Origin of the sequence: Turneriella parva DSM 21527, from assembly GCF_000266885.1 — a bacterium.
In the GTDB taxonomy this organism is placed as follows: Bacteria; Spirochaetota; Leptospiria; order Turneriellales; family Turneriellaceae; genus Turneriella; species Turneriella parva.
Window position 1 is genome coordinate 2001560 of record NC_018020.1, and the last position, 20547, is coordinate 2022106.

Consider the following 20547-nt stretch of genomic DNA (forward strand, 5'->3'; position numbering starts at 1 on the left):
GCTTTATGAATTTGACACACCCGTCAAAGAAAAAATCGTGAACAATGGTCGACAAAAAACAGCAGCGTAAAATTCTGATCGGCAAGCTCATTCACCTGAGCATCATTATGGCTGTTGCAACCGTTCTGGGTGTTTTTGCCCTGAAAATCATACTTTCTCACTATAAGCTCGAGCATAAACCGATGGAGCTTGGCGGCGAAGCGAAGGGCTTTAGAACCCATTCGCGCTCGGGTACGTACATGAAGCTCGCCAACCTGCATTTTCGCCTGACCGACGAGATCAATATGCAGGTGAAAGAATTGATCGGCGAAGCGATACCCAAAGCAAAGGGCGGGGTCGTCAATTTCGACGATGTGAATTCATTTCGCATCGACATTCTCTCAGGTGAAGCCTTCGTGCGCACGGGCGTCATGGAATTCATCTTCAACAACAATGTCTTCAACTACGATGGTTCGCCCCTCAAAAACATGAAGATGGAGTTTTTCGACGACGACGAGGGCGGTAAAATGGTGAAAAAGTTACGCCTCACCGGTGACATGAAACTCGTCGTCTGGCTGGGTTTTGAGATGATCGGCAAGATGTATCTTGACCGGGAAAAGACGCTCATGGTGATCGAGGCAGAGCGCATTCGCTCGCTCGGCAACCCGTACACGAAGACGCTGCTCGATGCCGTCGGCCTCAACATGGAAAAGCTGCTGCCCGTACCCTCTGGCCGAGGTATCACCATGTCGGGTAACAAGATTATCGTTGAGCCGTTCAAGATATTTCCCCCGCCGCAGATCGGCGGATTCATCAGCGACATGAGGGTGCAGAACGACGGCCTGCAGCTCTTCTTTTCGAGCAAGACCAAGGTGAATTTTCCGCCATTGCCGGTCAAAGACGTTAAAAACTATCTTTATCTCTACCAGGGTGACGTAAAATTCGGTAAACTCATGATGATCGACGCGCGTCTGCAGATGGTCGATGCGACGCAAAAAAGCGATTTTGACTTTTATCTGAAAAAGTACCAGTTGCCTTTGGCGCTCGGTTCTTCGAAAATCATGCGCGATGGGTCGGTTGTGGCAACGATACCCGACTACCGCGACGCAATCAAGTAGTGTCACGAAAGGTATTGGTCGCATCGCTTGCGGCGGCGCTCATCGCAGCGAGCTGTCGCAAGAAAATCGAAATTTTGCCAGAAGAGGCGAAGCAAGTGACGCGCACTGACAGCACCGAGAAAGTCGACGACATGCAAGTCAAGAAGCGTGAATACCAGTTCTACCTTCACGGCAGACAATTCGTCTGCGAAGGGCGTACTTTTGAAAGTGAAGAGCACGCCTCACGCGCAGCCAAAACCAGCATTGCCGAAAGACCAGCAGAGCGGCTCGCGACCGAAACGGCAATTTATGCGGCGAGCGGTCGGTCAGTGTGGCTGAAGACCCGGCGTGAACTCGTGTGGTGTATGCTCGCGAGCGGCAAGGCAGACGAAATTGAGGCCGCGCTGGGCCCACTGCGCCAACTATTTAAACAGAAATTTCAGCAGGACGCAGGTTAAGGAGATATCGATGCGCGTATTTATTGTCGGGGCGGGAGCAGTTTCAGGCGGAGCGGCTATCGCAGCAGCCAAAGCAGCGGGGGCTGAGATTATCACCACGACGAGTCGCAGCGAAGACATCAGCGGCGCCGATCATACAATTCACGGCATAGACCTTGAGAATGCCGGCGCCGTCGACAAAATGCTCGCCGATGAAAAGCTGCGCGCGAAACCTGTCGATTACGTCATCTATATTCCCGCACGCGGTTCAGTCGGTATGGATGTCACCGAGTCGACAGCCGAGATGATCATGCCGAGCCTGGAATATTCTGTGATTCCTTACCTGAAACTCAGCAAAGCGCTGAAGCCCAAGAAGACGATTGCGCTTTCGGGCTTTATGGCGCTGCCGACCCTCACGCGCATCTACGGCGCCATGACCTTTACGAAAATCGCGATGGAAGAGCTGGCTATCCGCAACCCCGACAAGCTGCAGATTATTCGCATCGGTATGTTTCTCAGCAATTCTGTGCGCGGCATCGCGATTCTCGCGCAGCGCCGGTTCAACAAAGAGCCCGGCTTTCAGCCTGAGTGGCGCGCCGAATGGAAGGCCTCGGGAAAGAAATTTCCGCAATTTTTCTATGACATGAATTACCAGAACGAAGAGAATATATACAAGGCGCACAGCAACGGCGTGCCCTTCAGGCCGACCCTGCCCGAAGACATCAGCAAAGGTTTTGGCATGGTGTTCGCCGGCGAACAGGCGCCGATCATCAACGTTCTCGGCCCCTGGCTCTGGACAGAAAACAAGATGCCTGAGCTGCCGCGAGAAATCACTTCGCGCGCCCACCTGATACCTGAATCGATCTACAAAATGCTATAACCGCTTGACAGGTGCGTCAGGTGCCTAATGGGGATTTATGAAGTACCTGATCGCCGTCACCCTGCTGGCAGCCATAACGCATTGTCACGATGCGGCGTTGCCCACTGACGGCATCATCGGCCGCGTGAACGGAAGCGCGCTCATTGAGCACATCGAAGCCGACGGTTCGAAAAAAACGCGCGCAGCCCGCACCGGTGAAAAAATCTATGCGGGCGATACCATCGTGACGGCTGACCAGAGCACGGTGATCTTTCACGTGACCGGCGCCAAAATAGAAGTGCAGCAGAACACCCGGTTCGTTTATGAAAGAACGGGCGACGATAAACAGGTCTATCTGCAATCAGGCAATGCCTGGACGATGGTCGAGCCGCTTACAGGCAACCGCAAATTTTCACTTAGAACTCCGAATTCTGTCGCCGCGGTGCGCGGTACCAAATTTTTCACTTTCACCGATGGTCGTAACACCGGCACCTGCCACTGCGAAGGCAAAATTGCTTTTAAGAATACAACCTCTGGCAAAGAAGAGGTGAATGACCGGGATTACATTATGTACTATCGCGAAGGTAAAGCGGTAAAGGTCTTGATTGAAGATTTGAAGAAGTTGGGTCTGCCACTGGGGCATAACCACTCATCGCTCAGCGACAGCGAGCTCGGCAAAAAAGTCAATCTCACCCCTGCGCAGATGCAGAAGATGCAGGCTTTCGTCGACCAGAAATTCGCCGCGCTCAGGTAATGAACGCAGACGTCACACGTGCGAAGATTGAATCGGCGTTAGCGCCATTGCATGAGCGATATGCGTTTGCGCGGGCCCTTTTTATAGAAACCTCGGGGCTGAGCGTCAGCAGCAATCTGAACCAGACCTTTGTTGAACCACTGTCTGCCCAGCGCGGTATCGTCGTGAGTATTTTGCACAACGGCCTCATCTATGAAGCCTCATCGGTTGTGCACAGTGTTTCAGACATTAGCAAAACGATCGAAGGGTTAGAGCGAACAGTCAGGGCAAGTAAGCTCAAGGGCACGTTGGCGTTGCATGCCGAAGCGCCGGCTACCCTGAGCGCGGGTGGGCCATCGCCCGATGAACTGAGCGAGGCAGACAAAGCCAAATTCGCTGCGCGCATCGCACGCGAAATCAAGGCGCGTAAACCTCTCGTCGCAATGGCATCGGCGCGATACAAACAGACGAACACCCGCGAAATTTACGTGAGCCGTGAAAAATCACTCGAGCAATACCTGCCGCGCTTTGAGGCAATCTACTCCGCTGTACTGAAAGACGATACCACGAACTCAACCGCTCAGATTTATGATGGGTTCAGCCGTCGGGGTTCGTGGAACCTCATGGGTGAAAATCTCGAACTGATCGACGGCATGCTGCACGATGGTGAAAAAATTCTCGGCGCACCCCGCCTCGAACCGGGCCAATACGAGTGTATCTTCTCGCCGTCGCTTTCGGGCATGCTCGCGCACGAGGCGTTCGGGCATGGCACCGAAGCCGATACCATGCAAAAAGGCAGGGCGCGCGGCACAGAATATCTCGGCAAGGCAGTTGCAGCACCGGGTGTGCGTCTCTATGATTCTCCGCTGCTCGAAACGGCTGCAGCCAGCTATTATTTCGATCACGAGGGCATGCCTGCTTCTGAAACGCGCATCGTCGAAGGGGGAGTTCTCAATCAGCCGATGACCGACCACGCAAGCGCATCGCGGCTCGGCTACCCAAGGTCACCCAATGGCCGCCGCGAAAGCTTCGATCATAAGATTTATTCTCGCATGACGAACACCTACTTTATGCCCGGCGAAGATTCGCTCGATGCGATGATCGCTTCGGTTGCCGACGGCTATTTCGTCGATCGTGCCACGAACGGTATGGAAGACCCGAAAAGCTGGGGTATTCAGCTCGAAGCGCTTGTCGCGCGCCGAATTCGTCACGGCAAACTGACAGACGAGTATTTCTCGCCCGTAATTGTTACGGGTTATGTACCTGAAATTCTGCAATCCATCTCCATGATCTCGCGAGACCTGCACATCAACGGCCTCGGTATGTGCGGCAAAGGTTACAAAGAATGGGTCAAGGTCACCGATGGTGGCCCTTATTTGAAATTACGCGCCCGGCTCGCCTGAGGCTGCCTGCTGGTTCTGTCTGAGCCAGGCGTCTGCAGTGAGCTTTTCGTTAATGCCCTTCGGCAGCGCGGCCGCAAGCCTGCACTTGCCATATTTACCCGGGTCGATCATGACTCCCGGTCGACCCGGAAACCGCGTCGCCTGCAGCACCTCAAGCGGAAACTGCGAATCGTAGTGTTCGCAAGCGGTCACGTGGCGATGACACATAATTTGCGTGCAGCGCGGCGTCGGGTAGGCAATTGCCGAGGGTTTTTTCGGGCAGCGGTTTTCAACTACACCAATTTCATAACCATAGTGCAGTGTGGCGAAAAGCTTTTCCCAAAGCCTTGCGGCGATTTTCTTGAATTGCGGATGAAATCTCCCCTGACCGAAGGCCCGGCCGAGGTCGTAGAACAGCAATTCGGCTGAATTCATCTTTTCGTCTTTTTTGTACTGCGACCTCAGCTGCACAAAAATATACTCCGCGAGTGCAAGCGCTTCACCGGCAATCGCCTGCGCAGATAGCTGCGAATCGGTTTCGGGTTCATACGGTGCCGACGTGCGGTGGTGGTGCTCGATGATGTCGGTCACCTCGGCAGGCAAATCAGGAACAAGTTGCCTCGTCAGGGCAGCGCTTCGACCCGCATGCGCGCTCTCGCTGATTTTTTCGATATCGTTCAGCAGAAAATCGTCATCGTCTGCGAGCGCGATGTCATGCAACAAACCGCCGATCATTGCGTTGCGCACAATCTCACGCGTGAGCGTGCCGCTGCCTGCATGCTTGCAGTACTGCTCGGCGAGCCCCGCTGCAACGAGCGCGACCTCGCCGAGATGCGGCAGAATCGGGTCTTCTGATTTATCAAGCTTCAAGACGACGGGCAATATGTCGCGACGGCCAACGACGCTCGCGAGCATGCCGCGAATATTGATCTGCGAGGCATCGGCGAGCGCCTGCGCCACGTGAAAGCGACCCGGTTCGAGACAGCGCAGCAGCGTGCGGCAGACGCGATCGCGCAGTGCATTGTGCAGGGTCGCGGTATCTGCGATCAGTATATTTTCGTTGAGATTACCGCGGTCAAAAAACTGCTGCAGGCTCTTTTGCAGAGTGGCCCGCATATGCACGCCCTTTTGCACCAACGCTGCGCCGGCCGCGTCGAGCACGGGTTCTGCAAATTCCATTTGCACATCGTCGCCGACATATGCCACAAACTGTAAGAATTCTTTGAAACTTGTAAACTGGAAAGTCGCACCGGAGGCGGGGGTAGTCTCAGCGCCGGCATCACCCGCAGGGCCGCTGTCGACGTTGTCTTCGGGCTTCAGTGTCAAGGTGCCGCCTAAACTTTAAGCGTGTTCTCTTGCCTGCCCGCAAGCATGCCGCAGGCGCCGTCGATGTCTTTTGCGGGCGATTTGCGGTTCACCGCAACTATACCGCGCGACACAAGCGCCTGCCAGAATTCAATTATCTTATCGTCAGAGGGGCGGTGCATGCCGTTGAATGATGTGTTCATCGGTATCAGGTTGACTTTCGCCTTCAAGAGCTTCGCCCAACGCGCCAGCTCTTTGGCATCGTCAGGGAATATATTGACCCCGTCGATCATGATATATTCGAACATCAGCTGACCCTGTTGCAGGTCGTTTCGCTTTTGCAACAGATATTCGAGAACCTCTTCGAATGAAAATTTCTCTTCGATATCCATAATCTGGCGGCGCTTGTCGGCAAATACCGCGTGCAGCGAAAGTGCGAGCCGGTAAGGTTGTTTTTCTTCGATGAAACGTTTGATTCCGGGTAATACCCCCGAGGTACTGAGGGTAATGCGGCGGCGCGAGATGTTCATGCCGTGCTGGTCGGCGATGAGGCTCGCTGCCCTGATCGCGTTGTCATAATTATAGAACGGTTCGCCCATGCCCATGAAGACCACGTTGCTGATGCGCCGGTCGTAGAGCTGTTGCATGCCATAAACCTGCGACAGAATCTGCCCGGCGGTCAGGTTGCCCTTGAACGCAATCTTGCCCGTGGCGCAGAAGCTGCAATCGAGCGAGCAACCCGACTGCACCGAAATGCAGATCGATTGGCGGTTTTCATAGGGCAGCCAGACACTCTCGACCTGGCGGTTACCAAATTCGAACAGGTATTTGGCAGTCTGGTCAGAGGGGGATCTAGTCTCGTTCAGAATCTTGAATTCTGGCAGTGTGAATCTTGCCCTGAGGTAGTCATGAAACTCGGGTTTCAGGTTCGTCATCTTCGCCGGGTCGAATACCTGCTTCAGGTGCAGCCACTGAAACACCTGTTGGGCCCTGAACTTCTTGTGGCCGTCGGCAACAAGAAGTTCAGTTAACTCTGCTTCTGTCAGCGAAAGAATTTCAGGTTTTGTTTCGATTGCCAAAAGGGGCCTGCATCCAGCACCGTGTCAAACTAATTGCCTGCTTGTGCACACGCTGCAACGTAATTGTTTTTCGTCATGGTGTGACCCGCTTCGGGTCTCCGTCTTCGGTGCCTGTCGAACCATGACCGTGTCACCCTTCGACATGCTCAGGGTGACAAACATTAAAGCCGTTTCACAATCTCTTGCGTCATCTCTGCGGTCGATATAGCCTTAGCAGAGTCTGCCGTTAAGTCGCGCGTACGCGCGCCTGCGGCGATTGCCGATTTCACCGCGTTCTCTATCCTCACTGCTTTGTCTTCGAGCTTCAGCGAATACCTGAGCAGCAGCGCTGCTGACAGAATTTGCGCGATGGGGTTGGCGATACCTTTACCGGCAATGTCGGGTGCGGTGCCACCGGCTGGTTCATAAAGCCCGAACTGCAGGCCGTCGCGGCCCCATTTATTTTGTTCGCCGAGTGATGCAGAGGCAAGCATGCCGATCGAGCCGGTGATTTGGCTGGCTTCGTCAGAGAGAATGTCACCAAACATATTCGGGCAGAGAACGACGTCAAACTGCGAAGGCCAGCGAATGAGCTGCATCGCCGCGTTGTCGACGTATTGGTGATGCAGCGTAACGTCGGGATATTCTTTCGCAACCTGCGTTACGACCTCGCGCCAGAACACCATGCTCGTCAGCACGTTTGCCTTATCGATGGAGTGCACAATCTTGCGGCGCAGGCGCGCAGATTGAAACGCCAGGTGCGCGATGCGCTCGATTTCATAACGCTTGTAGATCATCGTATCGAGAGCTTCTTCATTCGCGCCTTCTCCCCGGCGCAGCTTCGGTTCGCCGAAGTATACATCGCCCGTCAGTTCGCGCAAGATGAGAATGTCGAGGCCGTCGCCCACGATGTCGGCGCGCAGAGGCGAAGCCTCTTTTAGCTCTTTATAGATGATCGCAGGGCGCAGGTTTGCGTAGAGCGAGAAATGCTTTCTGAGCGGTAGAAGTGAGGCGCGCTCGGGTTGTTCTGCTGGTGGCAGATGCTCCCACTTTGGGCCGCCCACTGAACCGAATAGAATCGCATGTGCGCCTTCGGCAGTCTTGAGCGTCTCAGCCGGCAACGCCTTGCCGGTCGCATCGATCGCCGAGCCACCCACGAGCGCTTCGTGAAAGCCAAAACTGTCTTTTTCGTCTGAAAGTTTTGCCAGCACTTCAAGCGCCGCTTTCATCACTTCGGGGCCGATATAGTCACCGGCGAGCACTGCGATATCGTATTTCATTTGCGTACAAAAATGGCAGGCAAACAGGCTGTAAATCGATCTAACCTCGTCGGCGTTTGCCGTAGTCGAGCAGCTTTTGTATCAGCTGGTCGTACGAGATGCCGAGGCGCTGCGACGCGTAGGCGATTTCATCGTCGTTTGCTATATTCGGGTTGGGGTTAACCTCAAGCACGAAGATCTCATTCTTGTCGGTGAGGCGCAGATCGAGCCTCGCAAAGCCCGAAAGGCCGAGCGCACGAAACGCCGACTTGCTAATCTGTTCTATATCCGCCTGGGTTTTTTCGTCTATGCCTTTGGCGAAGGTATTCTTGATACCCCATTTTTTGCGAAATTCAGGGTTCCACTTCGCATGAAAGGTCGCGAATTTGGGCCTGTCTTCGGGAAAGTTCGTGAACAGCATCTCGCGCAGCGGCAGCGCCGTGAGCTTTTCGAGCCCTAAAACGCCTGCATAAATTTCGCGGCCTTCAATGTATTCTTCGGCGAGCGCGTCGACCTCGTAGGTTTCGTGCAGCGTCTTGACGCGCTCGATGCAGGCAGCCTCGTCGGCAACGAACGAAGCCTGCGAAATGCCGTCAGAGCCTTCGAGACCGAGCGGCTTCACGATCACCGGAAACTTGAGGTCTTTGATCGAACGGTTCGTCTTGCCGCGCGGAAACACAACCGACCGTGGAAATTTAATCTTCGTGTGCCTGAGCAGAAGTTTGGTATAAGACTTATTGCGGCAAATGGTAAGCGCTTCGGCAGAACAACCGGTGTACGGTACCTGCAACAAATCAAAGAGGCCCGCAAGCGCCCCCTCGTAGTGTCGTTTCTGGCGAAAAGATTCGAGCAGGTTAAAGACGATGTCGGGCTTCTTGCGTTTAATCGTGAAGACGAGCGGCAGAATGTCGTCATAGACTCCCTGCAGAATCGGTTCGTGCCCGAGGCGAGCGATTGCTTCCATAACGTTGCGCGTCGGCCGCCAGTCTTCGGCATGCAACAGTGAACGGTAATCGCCGTTTTTCGGCAATGCCGTCGGAAAATCGAACGCGACCAGAACTCTCATTTTGCGGGCTTGTAGCGATTGGTATAACGGTGGTTGCTCACCAGGGAAGTCAGGTACGCAGTGAAAGCCATGAGCGCTTTTGCACTGTTTGCATTTTCAACGCAAAGGCCCAGGGTGTCGCAGCGTTTTTTCAGCCGGTTGAACAAATTGCGTATCATGACCTTTTTCTCGCCGGTGTATCTGCCGACAGATTCTTCGAGTTCTTTGCGGTTTGCCGACAAGAACCGGCCTGCTGCCGTGCGCGCCTTGGTCTCCGTTAAGGGAAAAACCAGTTTCAGATCTTCGTCAAAGAAGTCGGGTTCGTGCTCGATATAGAGCCTGCGCTTCTGGCGGTAGTGATTCTCCAGTTTTTTCTTGAGTGAGCTGATGTGAAAAAAATACTGTGAGCGCTTCACTTTGACGGTCTTGTCGCCGAGGGCTGGCACGAGTGATTCAATGTACTCGAGTTTTCTCAGTGCCGGCCAGTCGGCGTAGAGTTCGCGCCAGTTCTGATCGGGGTTCAGCCACACCGCAAAGGTTTCGGCGAAATCTTCTTCGGGGTGGCTCTGTGCATAAAAGTCTTTCAGGTTTCGCACATAAGATTTGCTGTAAGGCTGGTAACGGTAATAGTCGCTGAACGGCTTTCGCGGGTGGCCAAATACTTCCCGCCAGGTCTTGCGCGCCGTGAGCTTAAAAGCATGCACGAAGGCATGCCCGCATTCGTGGCGCAGCAGGCGCATCGCCTCATCGCGGTTTTCGCCTTCGGCCTCGCCGATCATTTTGCGCTCGAGCTGCACGAGCTTTGGGTGCGCAAGGTAGAAGGGCAGAGCAATCACCGGCACCCCTTCGGGTGAAAACCATTCGTCGCCGAGATAGCAAGGCGGTTTAAACGACAGCCCGCGTGCCTCGAGTTCGGCGTACAGCCGGTCGATCACTTCTTTGAGCCAGGTGTTTTCGATGCGCAGCGGCAGATCGCAGAGCCGGCTCTGCAACAGCTGTTTTTCATCGGCGTTTTCGAGATCGATTGTCGCAGCCACCTTGCGTCTTTTCTTGTGTCACCCGCCCTTTGCCAATGATTATTTGACTTGGGGCGACAAGAAAATCACCAAGCGATTTTCTTGTCGCCCCACATCGCCTGGCAAGTTCAAGCCATGGTACCCCGCATTCAATTACACGATGGTCATGAAATTCCGCAGCTCGGCTTCGGAGTCTGGAAAGCCGCTTCGGGCGAATGTTACAAGGCGGTGCGCTCGGCCCTCGATGCGGGTTACCGGCATATAGACACAGCGCGTATTTACGGCAACGAAGAAGACGTCGGCCGCGCGATTCGCGACAGCGGCATCGCCCGCAGCGAAATTTATGTCACAACCAAACTCTGGAACACCGACCAGGCACGCGCCGAGTCGGCGTTTGCCGGCAGCCTCGAGCGCCTTGGCCTCGACTACATCGACCTTTACCTGATCCATTTTCCCGTGACAAAAAGCCGCGCCGCCGCGTGGCAGGCGCTCGAGAATATTCACGCTTCGGGTAAGGTGCGTTCGATCGGAGTCAGCAATTATATGCCGAAGCACCTCGACGAACTTCTCGGCGCGGCGAAGATCAAGCCTGTGGTCAACCAGATCGAGCTGCACCCGTGGCTCAGCCAGACAGAACTCAAAAACTATTGCGAGTCGCGTGGCATAAGTATCGAGGCCTATAGCCCGCTGGCGCATGGTCAAAAAGTTGAGGATCTATCCCTCAAACCGCTCGCCGAAAAGTATGGCAAAACGGTCGCGCAGGTTTTACTGCGGTGGTCGATTCAGAAGGGTAACATTGTGCTCGTCAAGTCGGTCTCGCCCGCACGCATCGCCGAGAACTTTGCTATATTTGATTTCGAAATCGATGCGCAAGACATGGCGAAGCTCGATTCGATGAACGAAAACTTACGTACCTGTTGGGATCCTTCGGGGACTCCCTAGGTCAGGCACCCTTCGACAGGCTCAGGGTGACAAATGTTGTCATGCTGAGCATGTCGAAGCATGACTGGACCTTAAGTTTTCTTCATCTTCTGCCAGATATAAAAGCTCACCGCACCAACCGCTGTCACGCCAATCGCCCAGAGTGATTGTTCGGTTTTGTAGATCAATGACGATATCATCATAAAGAGCGAAGCCGTCAGATACAACACCGGAAACAGCGGAAATAACGGCGAGCGGTATGGCCGGTTTGCGATAATGCGGTTCTGCTTCTTATAGTGCGAGTAGAGCAGGCCAAATACGGTGAGCCAGGGAAAAAAACTCAGAGCGAAGCCCATGAAGATCAAGAGGTTGAGCGTGCCGCCAAAGCCGAACGTCAGAATATAGACGACGCTGATTGCCGTCTGCAAAATTATCGCGAATGCAGGCGTGCCGAGCTTGGGCTGAACCTGCGCAAGTTTTTTGAAAAGCAGACCCTGGTCGGCCATCGCGTAATAGACACGCGGGCCAATCATCACTTCGGCTGACACTGAAGACACGAGAAAAAAAGCGATCAGAAAAGACAATGCTGCGCCGCCGGCTTTACCCAAAAGGGCGGTAAATGCGTTCACAGCAAGATCGGTCGTTTCGCGGTTAAATCCGGCGAATTTCAGAAAGTTATAGTTCAGCAAAAGATAGATGGCGCAGGTGATGATTGTACCGGCGACCATCGCGCGGGGCAGGTTTTTGATCGGGTCTTTTACCTCACCGCCAAGGTATGAGGCGGCGTTCCAGCCGCTATAGGCGAACATGACCGTGAGAATCAGACCTCCCCATTTCCAGAATTCGGGAGCAGCCTCGGCAACCTGCACCGCGTTGGTTGCGGGCGCCGCAACGAAAAAGAGCGCGATCGCAATGACGAAAATCAGCACGGTCTTGAGCGCAGTGAGCGTGTTCTGCATGCCTTCGCCAACTTTGACGCGGGCAATGTGAAAGAGCGCGAGAATGACGGGAACAAAAGCCGCTATCAGTTGCAGGCGAAATGACGAAACCTGCAGCTGCCGGGCCATGAGTTGCGACGAGCCCTGCACTACAAGGTCAACGATCACAAGCGAGGTGAACGCAATGGGCGCTGAAAAGCCCACGGTGAGCGAAATGAAACCGGTGAGAAACGCCGGCAGTTTACCGAAGATGCGGTTGAGGTAGGCAAATTCGCCGCCTGCCTCGGGGTACGCCGCCGCAAGTTCTGCGTAGCTCAGGGCACCCGCGAGGGCGATCAGGCCGCCGGCCGCCCAAAGAATCAGAATCGTTGTTGCGTTTAGCCGCGCGTCAAAGAAAAGTTCATTGCTTGTACGAAATACACCCGAACCGATCATGCTGCCGATGACCGTAAATGCCGCGGTGAGAAAGCCGATTTGTCTGGTGAGAGTCGCCATTTTATGCGCCTTTGCGGTGGGCAACCATCAGGTTCGAGCGCGGTGGTCTGCGCAGCGAGCCATAGCCAAAATGAAATGGCAGTTCAACCGGATTTTTTTCAATATAGAGCGCGGCGAGTTCTGGTTGTTGTGGGTTCTTAGGGCGCACCGACATCTTGATCGCGGGTTCTCTGAAATGGCCATAAATAGCGATGTCAAAGTCGTTTTTGATGTCGATATAACGAAAGCCCGAATCGTCTTGCACGAGCACGTCGGGTATCTTCATGAACATCTCGCGCACCGAGCGATAATAGTCGTTGTGCATCAGGTAGACTGCCGCTTTTAGCATCATGAAGCTGCCCCGTTTCTGTTTCAGGTAACGGTAAAGCGGGTGCGTTTCTTGTGTGCTTTCGCTGTCGAGGTATTGTTCAATATAAGTGAGCGAGCGCAGGCGGCGGTCGTCGTCGGTACGAAACCAGATGCGCACTCCGCGTGGCTTGAAGTCGAGGTTTTCGTCGGTCAGGGCAACCGGAATCCCGTCGGGTGAGAGAAAAACCTTTTCCATCTCGACGATGTGCCAGCCGATACCCGCGGCGAAGGCAAGCAGCACGGGCGCAATACCGGGAATCTCTGCGTTCTTGATGATGTTCGACTTCATGTGCGCAGACGAAAAATAATTGCGGTCGGCGATGTTGTTGATCACCGCGCGCATTGTCGCGAGGCCGTGAAAGTATGCCGGTGAGTTTTTCTCAGGGTGGGGAATGTCGCCGGCTTTTTCGAGCGCGATCATGATGTACTCGCTCGCTTTGGGGCAGACTGTGTAGAGGTTAATAATATCTGCGCCACAGAGCGGGTAAACCGCCGGGCGGTTGTCACGGCAGACAACGCCGTTGGGGTTACGGTTTAATGTCGACTCGCGCCATTCGGTAACCGGTTCAATGTTCTGGGTGCGCACCCTTTCCCAGAAGCGGGCCATCTTCTGGCGGTGCTCGCCATATTGCGGTGACGTCGTGTATTGGTTGAGGTTGCTATCCCCCGGCAGATCGAAGCCGGCCAGATAGCGTGCCATGTCGTCGTAATAAAAGCCTGTCTTGTTGTCGGCCTTTGCATTCGCCGCGCGACCTGTTTTTTCATCGACTGCTTTTGAGGTGGCGCAGGCGCAGAGCGCAGTTGCTGCTACAAGAACTACTGCAAATTTAAGTTTCATGTTGAATCCTGGTTTAGTTTCTTTTTTTATTGCGCAAGAAGGCGTCGATAAACGGGCCAAAGTCGCCATCCATCACATTCTGCACCTGCGAGGTCTCTTCGCCGGTGCGCAGGTCTTTGACCATGCTATAAGGGTGAAAGACATAACTGCGAATCTGGTTGCCCCATGAGATATCTTTGCGTTCGCCCGACCGCGATTCAATTTCGGCTTCTTTTTCAGCGCGCGCCATTTCGTACAGGCGGGCCTTGAGCATCTTCATGCACGTCAGCCGGTTCTGAATCTGGCTGCGCTGCGTCTGGCTTGAAACGACGACGCCGGTCGGTAGATGCGTCATGCGCACAGCGGATTCTGTTTTGTTAACGTGCTGGCCGCCTGCGCCGCTCGCGCGGTATACATCGATACGCAGGTCTTTCTCCAGAACTTCAATCTCGACGTCGTCAGAGATTTCGGGCGAAACGTGCACGGCCGCGAACGAGGTGTGCCGTCTCTTGTTTGAATCGAACGGCGAAATGCGCACCAACCGGTGAATTCCGTTTTCAGCCTTGAGATATCCGTATGCGTTCGGGCCGCTCACCAGAATCGTCGCATTCTTGATGCCCGCTTCTTCGCCTTCTTGATAGTCAATGAGTTCGACATTGAACCCGGCTTTTTCGCCATAGCGCATGTAGGCGCGCGTCAGCATGTCGGCCCAGTCTTGCGACTCGGTGCCACCGGCGCCGGGGTGAATGTTGACGAACGCGTTGTTCATATCGTCGGGGCCGGTGAGCAGGCTTTCGAGATCGAGTTTGTCAAAGGTCGCGCGCGCGTCGGTGCCGCGCTGCTCGAGTTCGGCCGCCATGTTTTCGGCGTTTTCCATCTCGGCAATTTCAGCGTATTCGAGCGCGTCGGCGATCTCGGCTTTCAGCGCTTTCCACGAGCTGATTTTGCGCTCGAGCACCGCAATGCGCGTCTGTAATTCGCGCACTTCGCCCACGCGGCTGTCATCGGCAAAGAGGCGCGGGTCTTCCATCTTTTTGTTCAGGTCGCCGAGTTCGGCTTCGACATCTTTGAGGTTGAGCTCTGTGTAACGCGCGTCGATCTGGTCGCGCAGCGCGGCAAGAGACCCTTTGACTTCTTTTAACGACTGCGCCACGGCGTTGAGGTGCGCTTTTTAGACAGGGCGAAAACCAAAATAAGCACAAAAAGCCCTCAAAAGACCTTGAGCCGCTGAGTCTTTACGGCGGCCTGCCGCATTCATGCCGCTAAGCGACGGTAAACTGATCGGCAAATACCGGCGGCTGCTCATTCAGCACGAAGACCTGCCCGCAGAGGCGGCGCGGCTTGCACCGCAGCTCACGCGCCTCGGCGACCTGTACGCATCGGGTAAGCTCAGCGACGCCGAATATACTTTTTGGTTTGTGCTGCTCTTCACCCATGAGCGCTGCCGCCACCTCAGGCCATCACGAGCACAAACCAATCTGGCGGCTAAACTAGAATGGTTGCATAATGAGGATTCACCACCCCCACGAGCCCAGAGCGCGATAGCAAACCTGAACGCCTTTGGTATGCCGGGCATGGTCTGGCAGGTACTCGGCGACTGGCTGCACGGCCGCTTATCCGCAGATAAATCAACAGGCTCGCCTCTGCGGCTCAGCCAGGCCCCGCATAGTCCGAGAGATATGCTCGCGACTCAGGCGACCGGTGCGCGCATCGTCACGGTCGATTTCGCCGCAGCGATCGCCGGTAAGCCAGTCGGTTCGACGCGCGACGCGTTCGAGTTTGTGCTGCACGACCTCGGCCACGCTTACGCTTTTTACCTGCCAGAATACGATCCCGGGGGGCAGGTACGTTTCTTTCACTTGCTCCAGAACGACTTGCCCCACCTGCAGAATCTGGCGCAGACCGATACCAAATTCGAGGCCGACCTCGAATACTGTATGGCCGACATGAATACGCACCCCGAACACCTGCGCCAATACCTGCGGGGTGTCATCATCGAGGCGTTCTACCGGTTGCGGCAAGGCGATACGGCGGGCCTGTTTAGCGAAGAGGCGCTGGGCCGCTTCCTGGCGAGTCTTGGGGCGGTGGTGTAGGTAACCACCCCGTCGCTTCGCGCCACCCCTCCTTGCCAAGGAGGGGAGAGGGATTGTTCTGTCGTCATAGCCACCGAATTAATTCGGTGGCTATGACGGTGCCTGCGAAGGGGGAGTACTAAGGGGTCTACCCCTACAACAACCCCTCAATCTCACCCTTCACCACGCTGATCTTGCCAGCCTGCGGTACCTTCGGCAAACCCGGCATGCGCAGCATGTCGCCGGCGACCGCGACCAAGAACTCCGCGCCGCTGTTCACGATGATGTCTTCGAAGTGGATATTAAAATTTTCTGCCACGCCGACCAGCACCGGGTCTTGTGAAAACGAATACTGCGTCTTGGCAATGCACACCGGGTAGCGCTCAGCTTCGGTGCCGGCTAGGCGTGCGAGAGTGTTTTTGGCGCGCGTGCTGAAGCTGACGGATTTTCCGCGGTAGATGTGCGTGACGACTTTGTGCAGCTTGTCCTCAGGCTTTTCTGTAAGTTCGTACGTGAAGCGAAGCGGCGTCGACTCGTTCTGCGCAATGACGCTCAGAACCTCGTTCGCCAGTTCAGTGGCACCTTCGCCGCCTTTCGCATAGCCATCATTGAGCGCAAAGCGTGTGCCGTGCTCGCCGCACCAGTCCTTCACCATCGCGATTTCGTCGGCGCTGTCAAAATCGTAGCGGTTGTAACCGACAACGACGGCCTGGCCGAACGACTGCAGGTTCGCGATGTGCCGTTCGAGATTCTTGAGGCCGTTCTTGAGTGCGGCCGAATTTGCCTTGCGGATTTCACTCTCTGCTGCCCCGCCGTGTAGCTTGAGCGAGATCGAGGTGGTTGCAATGACCGTCACGGCGGGTTCGATGCCTGCATTGCGGCATTTAATATTCAGAAACTTTTCCGCTCCCAGGTCTGCGCCGAAGCCAGCTTCGGTGATGGCGTAGTCGCCATAGGTCATTGCCAATCGTGTTGCTGCGATGCTGTTGCAGCCATGCGCAATATTGGCAAACGGTCCGCCGTGTACAAATACCGGTACACCTTCGGTCGATTGCACGAGGTTCGGGTGCATCGCGTCTTTGAGCAGAGCCATGACCGCACCTGTCGACGCCAGTTCAGAAAAGAGGAAAGGTTTACCCGATACGCGGTGACCGACCAGCACGTTATCAATCCGCCTTGCGAGATCATCGTAATCGGTCGCGAGGCAGAGTATCGCCATGATTTCTGAGGCCGCGGTGATGTCGAAGCCGGTCTCTTGCGCACCGCCGTTGCCGTCGAGCCCGGTAATAATAGAGCGCAGCGCGCGGTCGTTCATGTCGAGCGCGCGCTTCCAGAGAATTTTTTTGAGCGGGTCGTTGCCCTTGTCGTAGTAGCGCGCATTGTCGGCGAGTGCCGCGATGAGGTTGTTCGCGCTGGTGATCGCGTGGAAGTCACCGTTGAAGTGCAGGTTGATGTCAGCAGTCGGGTGCACCTGCGAGCCGCCACCGCCGGTGGCACCGCCCTTCATGCCAAAGACCGGGCCGAGCGACGGTTCACGCAGCGCGACGACCGCATTCTTGCCGAGGCGGCGCAAACCCTGGCCGAGCGCCACTGAAGTCGTCGTCTTGCCGACGCCTGCCTTGTTCGGCGTGGTCGAGGTCACGAGAATGAGTTTGCCCTGTTTCGCGCGTGCGGCGTCGTAGAGCGAGAAGGGGACTTTGGCCTTGTGCCGGCCGTAGAGTGTCAGCGCGTCGGCTGGTATGCCGATGTCTGCGGCAATTTCTTCGATGTGTTTTAGTACAGGTGCCATGAGTACAGAGTTTGTCTGGCACGTGGGCGGGATATTGCTATTGCGCTCGATCAGCTCACGTATCCGCTTGCCATCATGAGTACGCACGAGATCCTCAGACATGAAACTCGTACAGAATGCCGACAAACAAACCTTCACCGCGAATGAGCTTTCGTTCGCTGAAGTGAAGACTCTGCGCGATGCGCTCAAAGCATTCGCCAAAGGCGGATCAACCCAGGCGGCGAAACTGGCGGCCGAAATCGAAACGGCGCTCGACAACATGCAGGTGTGATTTCAGGCAGACAATATCTTGCGACGCGATGAACCCGATTAAACTGGCGAGGGCGCAAGAGACACTCGCGATCGGGGGTAGCGCTCTCAAGGTACAGCACGAAGATTTCGATGACGGGGGCGTTGACACTCTCGTAAGTTCAGGCGCGCAGAACTGGGGTGTGCCCGTGAAATGTTTCATGCAGGGTTATGGCATGTTTGTCGCCAACTGGCTGCTCGATTTGGGTGACTATATTGGCTTTGTGCAACTCTATGAGCATTCCCGAGGCGGGCACACCGACCCGTCGATCACGATCGTCGGCCACGACGGCACGACCTTCGGCCGCATCGACAGGTATGCCGGTGATTTCGAAATTGCAGCATTCAACGACAAATATCTATGGCTGCTGAACCGCGATGGCCGCGAATACCGTGAGGCCGGGCTCGCGAACTTTACGGGCAGCTGCCTCATGCAGATCGAGCTTGCAACCGGCACGGTTGAAAGCGAAACGCCGATTCAGGTGCCGGAAAAATTCTTCAGGTCGCAGCGCCTTACGCATGCCTGGCTGACGACCGTGGGTCTCTCATCGCTGCGCGTCAAATTCGCCGAAGTTACTGGAAATGCAGTGCTCGATATCTCGGTCGTTAATTACCAACGTGACCCAAAGCATCATTACGACGCGCTGCAGATTTCCCTTGCGGATCTCGTGAGTTAAGCCCGCTGCTGCTTTGTATAAATAGTCGCTTTGCCCGAACTCAGAAATGCAATGACGCACGCAATCGCGGCATAAACCCCGGCGTCGGCGCCGAAAAGTTCCATTGCCATAACCGTGCAGGCAAGCGGCGTGTTGGTTGCGCCGGCAAAGACTGCGACAAAACCCATCGCGGCCAATAGCCCCACCGGCAGTGGCATGAAGATCGACAGAGCGCTACCCAGAACTGCGCCGATAAAGAACAACGGGGTGACTTCGCCACCTTTAAACCCCGCCGCCAGCGTCAGAATAGTGAACGCAATTTTTAAAACAAATTCGTGCGGCGCCGCCTGCATGGCGAAGGCCTGCTCGATCACCGGCACGCCGAGCCCGATATAGCGCGTGCCGACAAAATAGACAGCGACCGCAACGATCAAACCACCCACTACGGGCCGCATCACGGCGTGCGGCACCATAACCTTGAAGGTGCGCTGCAGTCTGTGCATGCCATGGCTGAAGAGCCAGGCGACAATGCCGAAGATCAGACCTGCTGCCATCGCCCACACGAACGCATTCGCATCGAGCGGGGGTATTGCACCCACACGGTAAACTGTGTGCGGCGCATGCCAGAGGTGACCTACGTAGTTGGCCAGAATGCCAGCCGCGAATGCGGGAAAGATAGCGTCGTAGCGAACCGAACCCACCAAAAAAACTTCTAGCGCGAATATTGCTCCCGCGAGCGGAGTACCGAAAACCGAACCGAAACCCGCGCTGATCGCGGCAATGAGCAGCAGCCTCTTATCATGCGCATTCATCTTGAACAGGCGAACGAGCGGGTGCGCGAGCGACGCCGACATCTGCAATGCCGTGCCCTCGCGCCCGGCCGAACCGCCGAAAAGGTGCGTGATCATCGTGCCGACGTACACCAGCGGCGCCATGCGCAGAGGCACGCGCTGCACCGGGTCGTGTATCGCATCGATCAGCAGGTTGTTGCCCTGTTCAGCCGGGCCTGCCCAGAAATGGTAAAGCGCACCGACCACGAGGCCTGCTACAGGCAACAGCCAGATGATTGCCGCATGAGCTTCGCGAAAGCCGGTCACCGCATTAAGCGATATCAAAAACCAAGCCGATGCAGTGCCGGCAATCGAGCCGACTAACGCAGAGATCGTCAGCCAACGCAGGCCAAAGATGAATCGGGGTAGTTGTGCCTTCGCGAATGATGTTAATAAATTTGAGGATCTCATAATCACACGCGGCCTTTACCCGACCCAACGCAGACCGCTGTGGCGTAAACAAAAGCCGGCGCTGAGCTTAAGGCTTTCGCTTTGCAGTTGTTGTGGTCTCAGCTTCGCTGTCGCCGTCATCGAGGCGCCAGATGTCGTCTGTCAGCCGGTAATACCGAAAAGTCGAAGAGTCTTGAATCAGCCGGCATTTTTCGTCGCGGTCACTCTGCCGCTCCGTGACGATCAGCAGGCGGTTGTCGTTCTTGTCGCGCTGCCAGGTCGCCATTTGACCGACATTACCTTCGCAGCGCTGCTGCAAAGATTGCGCGAATTGAATTTCTGAACCATGTTGGTCACGCGTATAGCCGATTTCTCCCGATGACTGCACGGTAACTGGCTGGTAATTGACCTGTCTCTCTTCTGCATCAACCACCTCAGTTCTTATGAACAGATATTTTGTCGCCCCCACTTCAATGGAATCGGCAATTTCGCCATCAAATTGCTGTGCGAATTCACAGTTTGCCCCGGTAAAGAAAGCTGTAACAATTTTCGGGCCGGCCTCTTGATCATCGGGGTCGGCCGGTAAAGTGATTTGCACCGCAGAGACCATCGGGTTCAGACGGGTAACGCGCTTCTGTACCACGAGTGGATTTTCTTCGTCACCACCAAAGTTTTCCTGTGCCCAGGCGTTTGCAGCCTCACCGGCATCGGGGCATGCATAGAGCGGTACGTGCAGCAGCAATAGAAACAAAAAGGTCACTCGCATATGCCTTTGACGCCCGCCAACGCCGATCGTTCGGGAAAATTGATCTTTAAGGCGCTTGACAGTACCT

20 protein-coding genes are annotated in these 20547 nt (G+C 55.3%); 9 read left to right on the plus strand and 11 right to left on the minus strand.

Annotated features, from left to right (window positions below; genetic code table 11):
- The first annotated feature begins 44 nt into the window (after positions 1-44).
- The 5 genes from TURPA_RS09670 to TURPA_RS09690 are packed head-to-tail and all read left to right on the plus strand — an operon-like array spanning position 45 to position 4508.
- Complete coding sequence (locus tag TURPA_RS09670; protein ID WP_014803118.1) at positions 45-1097, plus strand: hypothetical protein; 1053 nt, start codon at positions 45-47, stop codon at positions 1095-1097.
- Positions 1097-1534 (plus strand): hypothetical protein, encoded by a 438-nt coding sequence (locus TURPA_RS09675; RefSeq protein ID WP_014803119.1) that lies wholly within the window; start codon positions 1097-1099, stop codon positions 1532-1534. The genes TURPA_RS09670 and TURPA_RS09675 overlap by 1 nt, the downstream gene beginning before the upstream one ends.
- A 10-nt stretch (positions 1535-1544) precedes the next feature.
- Positions 1545-2393, plus strand: coding sequence for a hypothetical protein (locus TURPA_RS09680; RefSeq protein WP_014803120.1), 849 nt, complete (start codon positions 1545-1547; stop codon positions 2391-2393).
- A 37-nt stretch (positions 2394-2430) separates the two neighbouring features.
- Positions 2431-3126, plus strand: a complete 696-nt coding sequence (locus TURPA_RS09685; RefSeq protein WP_014803121.1) for a FecR family protein — start codon at positions 2431-2433, stop codon at positions 3124-3126.
- A complete protein-coding gene (locus TURPA_RS09690; RefSeq protein WP_014803122.1) occupies positions 3126-4508 on the plus strand; it encodes a TldD/PmbA family protein in 1383 nt (460 codons plus the stop codon). The genes TURPA_RS09685 and TURPA_RS09690 overlap by 1 nt, the downstream gene beginning before the upstream one ends.
- Here the strand turns inward: TURPA_RS09690 and TURPA_RS09695 are convergent.
- The 5 genes from TURPA_RS09695 to TURPA_RS09715 form a co-directional block, all read right to left on the minus strand.
- The gene (locus tag TURPA_RS09695) at positions 4488-5813 is read right to left on the minus strand and encodes an HD domain-containing protein (RefSeq protein ID WP_014803123.1); all 1326 of its coding nucleotides are present in this window, start codon (positions 5811-5813) and stop codon (positions 4488-4490) included. The two genes, TURPA_RS09690 and TURPA_RS09695, sit on opposite strands and share 21 nt — an antisense overlap.
- An 8-nt stretch (positions 5814-5821) precedes the next feature.
- The gene (gene rlmN / locus TURPA_RS09700) at positions 5822-6871 is read right to left on the minus strand and encodes a dual-specificity RNA methyltransferase RlmN (RefSeq protein ID WP_014803124.1); all 1050 of its coding nucleotides are present in this window, start codon (positions 6869-6871) and stop codon (positions 5822-5824) included.
- 161 nt (positions 6872-7032) lie between these two features.
- Positions 7033-8130, minus strand: a complete 1098-nt coding sequence (leuB, locus tag TURPA_RS09705) for a 3-isopropylmalate dehydrogenase (protein WP_014803125.1) — start codon at positions 8128-8130, stop codon at positions 7033-7035.
- A 40-nt stretch (positions 8131-8170) separates the two neighbouring features.
- The gene (locus TURPA_RS09710; RefSeq protein WP_014803126.1) at positions 8171-9175 is read right to left on the minus strand and encodes a D-alanine--D-alanine ligase family protein; all 1005 of its coding nucleotides are present in this window, start codon (positions 9173-9175) and stop codon (positions 8171-8173) included.
- Positions 9172-10191 (minus strand): putative zinc-binding metallopeptidase, encoded by a 1020-nt coding sequence (locus TURPA_RS09715; protein WP_014803127.1) that lies wholly within the window; start codon positions 10189-10191, stop codon positions 9172-9174. The genes TURPA_RS09710 and TURPA_RS09715 overlap by 4 nt, the downstream gene beginning before the upstream one ends.
- Positions 10192-10341: 150 nt before the next feature.
- On the opposite strand from TURPA_RS09715, the gene TURPA_RS09720 reads away from it, so the two are divergent.
- Positions 10342-11112, plus strand: coding sequence for an aldo/keto reductase (locus tag TURPA_RS09720; RefSeq protein WP_281054985.1), 771 nt, complete (start codon positions 10342-10344; stop codon positions 11110-11112).
- Positions 11113-11183: 71 nt separating this feature from the next.
- Here the strand turns inward: TURPA_RS09720 and TURPA_RS09725 are convergent, their stop codons facing one another.
- The 3 genes from TURPA_RS09725 to prfB are packed head-to-tail and all read right to left on the minus strand — an operon-like array spanning position 11184 to position 14842.
- Positions 11184-12524, minus strand: coding sequence for an amino acid permease (locus TURPA_RS09725; RefSeq protein WP_014803129.1), 1341 nt, complete (start codon positions 12522-12524; stop codon positions 11184-11186).
- A gap of 1 nt (position 12525) precedes the next feature.
- Positions 12526-13710 carry a hypothetical protein gene (locus tag TURPA_RS09730; RefSeq protein WP_014803130.1) on the minus strand — a complete coding sequence of 395 codons (1185 nt, stop codon included), beginning with the start codon at positions 13708-13710 and terminating at the stop codon, positions 12526-12528.
- Positions 13711-13723: 13 nt separating this feature from the next.
- Positions 13724-14842 (minus strand): peptide chain release factor 2, encoded by a 1119-nt coding sequence (gene prfB, locus TURPA_RS09735; RefSeq protein WP_014803131.1) that lies wholly within the window; start codon positions 14840-14842, stop codon positions 13724-13726.
- 103 nt (positions 14843-14945) lie between these two features.
- On the opposite strand from prfB, the gene TURPA_RS21710 reads away from it, so the two are divergent.
- Positions 14946-15782, plus strand: coding sequence for a hypothetical protein (locus TURPA_RS21710; protein WP_014803132.1), 837 nt, complete (start codon positions 14946-14948; stop codon positions 15780-15782).
- Positions 15783-15915: 133 nt separating this feature from the next.
- Here the strand turns inward: TURPA_RS21710 and TURPA_RS09745 are convergent, their stop codons facing one another.
- Positions 15916-17550, minus strand: coding sequence for a formate--tetrahydrofolate ligase (locus TURPA_RS09745; RefSeq protein ID WP_041949187.1), 1635 nt, complete (start codon positions 17548-17550; stop codon positions 15916-15918).
- Positions 17551-17650: 100 nt separating this feature from the next.
- On the opposite strand from TURPA_RS09745, the gene TURPA_RS23410 reads away from it, so the two are divergent.
- Both TURPA_RS23410 and TURPA_RS09750 read left to right on the plus strand, forming a co-directional pair.
- Positions 17651-17821 (plus strand): hypothetical protein, encoded by a 171-nt coding sequence (locus TURPA_RS23410; RefSeq protein ID WP_014803134.1) that lies wholly within the window; start codon positions 17651-17653, stop codon positions 17819-17821.
- Between the two features lie 28 nt (positions 17822-17849).
- Positions 17850-18515, plus strand: coding sequence for a hypothetical protein (locus TURPA_RS09750; RefSeq protein WP_014803135.1), 666 nt, complete (start codon positions 17850-17852; stop codon positions 18513-18515).
- On the opposite strand, the gene TURPA_RS09755 is transcribed toward TURPA_RS09750, so the two are convergent.
- Positions 18512-19735 (minus strand): voltage-gated chloride channel family protein, encoded by a 1224-nt coding sequence (locus TURPA_RS09755; RefSeq protein WP_014803136.1) that lies wholly within the window; start codon positions 19733-19735, stop codon positions 18512-18514. The two genes, TURPA_RS09750 and TURPA_RS09755, sit on opposite strands and share 4 nt — an antisense overlap.
- A gap of 67 nt (positions 19736-19802) precedes the next feature.
- On the minus strand, positions 19803-20480 hold the full coding sequence (locus tag TURPA_RS09760; RefSeq protein ID WP_014803137.1) for a hypothetical protein: 678 nt from the start codon (positions 20478-20480) through the stop codon (positions 19803-19805).
- Between the last annotated feature and the right edge of the window lie 67 nt (positions 20481-20547).

What these genes read in the sequence shown, in the direction of transcription:
- TURPA_RS09670 (WP_014803118.1), top strand. Translation starts at nt 45, where the DNA reads ATGGTCGACAAAAAACAGCAGCGTAAAATTCTGATCGGCAAGCTCATT.
- TURPA_RS09680 (WP_014803120.1), top strand. Translation starts at nt 1,545, where the DNA reads ATGCGCGTATTTATTGTCGGGGCGGGAGCAGTTTCAGGCGGAGCGGCT.
- TURPA_RS09685 (WP_014803121.1), top strand. Translation starts at nt 2,431, where the DNA reads ATGAAGTACCTGATCGCCGTCACCCTGCTGGCAGCCATAACGCATTGT.
- TURPA_RS09690 (WP_014803122.1), top strand. Translation starts at nt 3,126, where the DNA reads ATGAACGCAGACGTCACACGTGCGAAGATTGAATCGGCGTTAGCGCCA.
- leuB (WP_014803125.1), bottom strand. Translation starts at nt 8,130, where the DNA reads ATGAAATACGATATCGCAGTGCTCGCCGGTGACTATATCGGCCCCGAA.
- TURPA_RS09710 (WP_014803126.1), bottom strand. Translation starts at nt 9,175, where the DNA reads ATGAGAGTTCTGGTCGCGTTCGATTTTCCGACGGCATTGCCGAAAAAC.
- TURPA_RS09725 (WP_014803129.1), bottom strand. Translation starts at nt 12,524, where the DNA reads ATGGCGACTCTCACCAGACAAATCGGCTTTCTCACCGCGGCATTTACG.
- TURPA_RS09730 (WP_014803130.1), bottom strand. Translation starts at nt 13,710, where the DNA reads ATGAAACTTAAATTTGCAGTAGTTCTTGTAGCAGCAACTGCGCTCTGC.
- TURPA_RS21710 (WP_014803132.1), top strand. Translation starts at nt 14,946, where the DNA reads ATGCCGCTAAGCGACGGTAAACTGATCGGCAAATACCGGCGGCTGCTC.
- TURPA_RS09745 (WP_041949187.1), bottom strand. Translation starts at nt 17,550, where the DNA reads ATGGCACCTGTACTAAAACACATCGAAGAAATTGCCGCAGACATCGGC.
- TURPA_RS23410 (WP_014803134.1), top strand. Translation starts at nt 17,651, where the DNA reads ATGAAACTCGTACAGAATGCCGACAAACAAACCTTCACCGCGAATGAG.
- TURPA_RS09750 (WP_014803135.1), top strand. Translation starts at nt 17,850, where the DNA reads ATGAACCCGATTAAACTGGCGAGGGCGCAAGAGACACTCGCGATCGGG.
- TURPA_RS09755 (WP_014803136.1), bottom strand. Translation starts at nt 19,735, where the DNA reads ATGAGATCCTCAAATTTATTAACATCATTCGCGAAGGCACAACTACCC.
- TURPA_RS09760 (WP_014803137.1), bottom strand. Translation starts at nt 20,480, where the DNA reads ATGCGAGTGACCTTTTTGTTTCTATTGCTGCTGCACGTACCGCTCTAT.